This is a genomic window from Nocardia sp. NPDC046763, assembly GCF_040645495.1.
Lineage (GTDB): Bacteria > Actinomycetota > Actinomycetes > Mycobacteriales > Mycobacteriaceae > Nocardia.
This window is the reverse complement of record NZ_JBEYYI010000104.1, coordinates 1-1,218: the sequence shown is the minus strand read 5'-3', so window position 1 is coordinate 1,218 and position 1,218 is coordinate 1. Positions and strand designations below refer to the sequence as shown.

2 protein-coding genes are annotated in these 1,218 nt (G+C 64.2%); both read right to left on the bottom strand.

Annotation, left to right across the window (positions count from 1 at the left end; translation table 11 throughout):
* Window positions 1-14 precede the first annotated feature (14 nt).
* On the bottom strand, window positions 15-551 hold the full coding sequence (locus ABZ909_RS43695; protein ID WP_357012416.1) for a transposase: 537 nt from the start codon (window positions 549-551) through the stop codon (window positions 15-17).
* Window positions 500-1,093, bottom strand: coding sequence for a winged helix-turn-helix domain-containing protein (locus ABZ909_RS43690; protein WP_357012413.1), 594 nt, complete (start codon window positions 1,091-1,093; stop codon window positions 500-502). The genes ABZ909_RS43695 and ABZ909_RS43690 overlap by 52 nt, the downstream gene beginning before the upstream one ends.
* Between the last annotated feature and the right edge of the window lie 125 nt (window positions 1,094-1,218).

Below are 1,218 nucleotides of genomic sequence, written 5' to 3'. Positions count from 1 at the left end.
TACTGAGGATGAATTCATGGAGTTACCGAGTCGAGGGTGAGTCCGGTTTCGGCGAGGAAGCCGTCGAGGAGGTTGTCGGTGCGGTGTTGCATGGCTCGCAGTCGGGTTCTGATGATGAGGTCGAGTTGGTCGATATGGCGGACGAGCAGGTTACCCAGACCGCGTTTGAGGACTGACCACACGCCTTCGACCGGGTTGAGATCCGGGGCGTAGGCCGGTAGTTGGATCACGGTCAGCCAGTCGCGTCGGGCCAGGTAGGGCTGTATTCGGGTATCGGTGTGCCGGTTGAGGTTGTCCCAGATCAGCACGAGCGGGGCGTGTAGTTGCTGGTGGGCGTCGTCGAGGAGCTGGATGTAGTCGGCCTCGGTGAAGGAGTTCTGCTCGTGTTTGCGGCGGTGGTAGATGTGCACTCGGTAGATCAACCGGGAACGGTCCCCGGGGCGGTAGCACAGCAAACCAGCGATATTGACCCGCCCGGCGTCGCCGCCGGCCACCCGCATCACCGGGGTATGTCCGCGCCGGCCCCAGGTTCTGCCCTTGGGCGGGCGGATGCCCTGGCCCGATTCGTCCTCGAAGCAGATCCACGCATTCCTCTGGCCCGCAAGGCTTTTCCCCGCGCCCAACTCTCACCGATCCACGTCGCGATGGCGGTGTCGTCGCGTTCGACGGCGCGGTGCGTTGGCACTTGTGGGCTGAAACCGAGCCGGTGCAGCAGCAGCGATATCCCCTTGAGCGAGTACTCGACACCGAATTCGCGGGCCACCAGTGCACGCACTCGCGCCAGGGTCCAGCGGGGATCGGTGTCGTAGCCGTGCGCGGCCGGGCCGTCGTCGAGCAGCGATGCCAGCCTCCGCAACTGTTCGTCGCTCAGCCTGCACACCGATGCCGGGCCGGTCGACCGAAGCCCTTGCTGCCCTTCGGCTTTCCATACCTTCCACCATCGCCACGCCGACATCTTCGCGACCCGATGCTTGCGGGCGACCTGCTGATAGGTCATCCCGGCGGCGAAGTCCTCGGCCGCGTTCATCCGGACCACTTCGCGCCGGGCCTGTTCAGCGGCAGTGAACCCACCGCCGTGCGAGTACCTGCTCATACCCCCGGACTACCCCGGAACCAGCAGGCGCACAGCCGGATTCACCACCCCTGAACACAAACATCCACACCGACCGGTCACCACAACCAAATTCAGCGCGTAACTACACAAATTCAATCTCGGTA